The 3,792-nt window shown below is 74.7% G+C and carries 3 protein-coding genes; 2 read left to right on the forward strand and 1 reads right to left on the reverse strand.

Annotated features, from left to right (window positions below; translation table 11 throughout):
- Both AC13HU_RS33850 and AC13HU_RS33855 read left to right on the forward strand, forming a co-directional pair.
- A partial coding sequence (locus AC13HU_RS33850; protein WP_483045817.1) for a protein kinase domain-containing protein occupies positions 1-1,941 on the forward strand: 1,941 nt, incomplete at its 5' end.
- Between the two features lie 270 nt (positions 1,942-2,211).
- On the forward strand, positions 2,212-3,063 hold the full coding sequence (locus AC13HU_RS33855; RefSeq protein ID WP_483045818.1) for an FHA domain-containing protein: 852 nt from the start codon (positions 2,212-2,214) through the stop codon (positions 3,061-3,063).
- A gap of 25 nt (positions 3,064-3,088) precedes the next feature.
- Here the strand turns inward: AC13HU_RS33855 and AC13HU_RS33860 are convergent, their stop codons facing one another.
- Entirely contained in the window at positions 3,089-3,670 is a 582-nt protein-coding gene (locus tag AC13HU_RS33860; RefSeq protein WP_483045819.1) for a TetR/AcrR family transcriptional regulator, read from the reverse strand.
- Positions 3,671-3,792 lie beyond the last annotated feature (122 nt).

The raw sequence follows: 3,792 nt of genomic DNA on the forward strand, positions 1-3,792 counted from the left end.
GTCCTGAAAAGGGTCCTGGGCGGCGAGAGCCCCGCCGGCTTCGACCGCCTCCGCGCCGAAGCCCGCGTGCTCGCCCGCTTCAGCCACGCCCACGTGGTGACGCTGCACGACGCCGTACGGGTCGGCAGACGCAACCGGGCCACCACCTACCTGGTGATGGAGTACGCCCCCGGCGGCAGCCTGGACCACCGCCCGTCCCTGCCGCCCCGCCTCGCCGCCCACCTCGGCGCACAGATCGCGGACGCGCTGATCGCCCTGCACACGGAGGGCATCGTGCACGGCGACATCAAGCCGGGCAACGTCGTGGCCACCGGCCCGCGCACCGTGAAGCTCGCCGACTTCGGCGCCGCGTACCGGGTCGGCGGCAAGGAGACGATCACCCCGAACAGCGCGATCGGCTACACCCCTCACTACGCCGCGCCCGAGGTGGTCCGCGGGCAGCCCGAGCCCGCCTCGGACGTCTTCTCGCTCGCCGCGATGGTGTACGCCCTGATCACCGGGGACCCGCCACGACCACCGGGCGCGGCGGGTGCGTACCGGCCGGGCCCGGAAGCCGGGCGGAACGTCGAACTGACCGCCGACGTCGGCCCGTTGCGGGAGACCCTGACGGCGATGCTGCGCCGCGAGCCGGGCGCGCGGCCCACTGCGGCCGAGGCACTGGAGATGCTGCGTGCGGCGGCCGGACCGGTCGCAGAACTGCCTGAACTACCTCAGTTGCCAGACCCGTTGGAGCCGACGGAACGCAGCAGCGGTGCCACGGGCGGCGGTTCGGAGCCCGCCCGTTTCCGTTCCGTCCGCCGCCGGGAACGCGGGCCCGGGACGCGCGTACCCGGCCGGTTCGTACGGGCCCACCTGCGGTCCGTCGTCGCGGCCTCCGTGGCCGTGGTCGTCCTGGCGGCGGCCGTCGGGGTGTGGGCGGCCACCGGCGGCTCGGGCGGGGCGTCGGCCGCCCCGGACTCCGCGCCCTCGGGCCGTCCGGCGCCGAAGACGCCCGCGCGCTCTGCCGCCCCCGGCCCCGCCTCGGCGGCCCTCTTCGGCGACCAGCGCACCGCCGACCCCTGCGCGCTCGCCAGGCCCGCCGCGCTGGCGAAGTACGGCGACGCCGAACTCGACCCGGCGTACGGCGACTTCGACCGTTGCGACGTCATTGTGGACACCAGGTCCGGGCCGGAGATCGACATCGAGCTGGAGTTCGTCGACGGCTCGGCCCAGCCCACCGGCACCGTGCACACCTCCGGCCGGGTGCGCGTCGTCGACGAGCCCGCGGACGGCGGCGAGTGCGACCGTACGCTCCTGCTCGACGGCGGCAACGGCGGCACCGGCACCAGCGGGCACGACCACGGCGGGCGGCACCGCTCCACCGGCGTCCACGCCGTCGTCACCGCGAAGCCCGCCGACGACTCCGACCCCTCCTCCGCCGTGCTGTGCGGCATGGCCGACACCGCCACCACGGCCGCGGTCGCCGCCCTCAACGCCGTACCGGCCGGCGGCCAACTCCCGCGCCGCGAACCTCCGTTGCCCACCGTTTCGCTGGTCAACACGGACGCCTGCACGCTGCTGGTGGCGACCGCGCTCGAAGCCGTGCCCGGCATCGACGCCGACGACCCGGACGTCACGTACGGCAACTGGGACTGCTCGTGGCAGAGCACCACCAGCGACATCGACGTCGACCTCGCCTTCGACCGGGGCGAGCCGCCCACCGCCGACGACGGCACCTCCACCCGCCTCGGCGGCCACCGCGCCTTCGTGGCCCCGCCCGGGGCCGACGGCGACCACACCGCCCTGGTCGAGGTGGTCTACCGCACCTACACCGACGACCAGGGCGACCGGCAGGCCGAGACCTTCGAGCTGGAGGTCAGCGGCGCGAGCGGCGACGCGAAGCTGCGCACCCTGGCGACCCGACTCGCCGCCGCGGCCGCCTCCCACCTCCCCACCCGCTGACCCGGCCACGGCCACAGCCACAGCCACAGCCACCGACCGGACCACCGACCGGACCCGACCACCGACCCGACCACGGCCGCCGACCCGACGACGGCCGCCGACCCGCACGCCCGCCCGAGCCGTCGACCGGTCTCCGGAGGGGTCCCGCGCCCGCCGGGCACACTCGGACAAGAGGTGCGCGACGAAAGCGAAGGCGCGCGGGGGACACCGCGGGGCCGTGCGCCGGAGGGGAGCGCGCGGCCCGCCCCCGACGCCGATGAGGAGGAGACAGTGAACAGCCCGGACAGCCTCGCGCGGGGCGCCGTGCCCGCCGGCCCCGGCACGCTCCACGCACGCACCGTGACCGGCGGCATCAAGGTGGCACCGCGCACCGGGCTGGTGATCAGGTTCGGCCGCGGCGAGCGCCCGGAAGACGTGGACCTGCCGGTCGGCGAGGACGACCTGCGGGTCAGCCGCCGGCACGGCGAACTCACCTACCGCAAGCGCCAGTGGTGGCTGCGCAACACCGGCCGGCAGCTCGTCCGCCTGCCGCAGGGCCGCCTGATGCACACCACCACCGACCCGATCCCCCTCCTCCCCGGCTACACCCCGGTCTTCGTCAGGGGCTCCGGCTTCCGCGAGCACCTGGTCGAGCTGTACGTCACCGGCCACGACGAGCGCGGCGCCGTGCCGCGCCGCCGCGCCGAGACCCTGCCGCCCAAGCTGTGGCCGCTGAACGACGACGAACGCCTGCTCCTGGTCGTCATGGGCCAGCACTACCTGCTCTACGAGGACGGACCGCGCCCGCTGGCGTACCGGCAGACCGCCGAGCAACTCGCCTACCTGCGCCCCGCCGACAGCTGGAGCGTGCGCCGGATCGAGCACAAACTCTCCTCCCTACGGCGGCGGTTGCACGAGGGCGGCTTCCCGTACCCGCTGATGCACGACGGCGACGCGGGCACCCCGTGGGACAACAACCTCCTGCACAACCTCCTCAAGGGCCTGGTGGAGTCCACCACCCTGGTGCCGCCGGACCTGGACCTGATGGAGACCGAGCCGGACGAGGACGGCTTCGGCGACGAGCACGCGGACGCCACCGCGCACGGGAACGGACACGGGCACGGGACCGACACCGACGGATGAGGGACGCCCGGGTCGCGTTCCCGGGTCACGCCCCCGCTGAAGCCCCCGGCCGCGCCCGCAGCCCGTCGAGCACGAGGCCGAGCAGGTGCCGGGTGCGCGGCTCCCAGTCCGGCCCCTGGTCGCTGCGCCACAGGAAGTCCACCAGGAGCAGCACGTCCGGCGCGTCCACGTCGGCCCGCACGGCGCCGGCGTCCTGCCCGGCCCGCAGCAGCGAACCGATCGTGTCGATCACCCGGCCGTAGTACTCGTTGGACAGGTCCGCCCGGGTCGCGGCCTCCACGGCCTGCGCGACGCCGTGCTTGATCCGGCCGTACGCCGCCAGCCGGTCCAGCCACAGCCGCAGGGCTTCCAGCGGCCGCTGCTCGTGCGCGCGCAGCAACTCGGGCGCGGCGCGCAGCAGTTCCTCGATGTCCTGCCGGTAGACAGCCAGCAGCAGCGCCTCACGGGTGGCGAAGTGCCGGTAGAGCGTGCCCTGGCCGACCCCCGCGCGCTTCGCGATCGAGTTCAGCGTCGCGTCGGCCGACTCGGTCAGCGCGACCCGGGCCACGTCCACGATCCGGGCCCGGTTCTGCTCCGCGTCGGCCCGCCGAGGTGCTCGCTCGGTCACGAGGCGCCCTTCCTTCTTTTGCTAAGCGGACATCTGTCCGCTACGTTGGAATGGAATCGGACGCGTGTCCACTTCCCGTTCCGACGATACCGCGAACCCCCGGCAAGGAGCAGTCCATGTCC

It is taken from the genome of Streptomyces sp. NH27 (assembly GCF_056859195.1).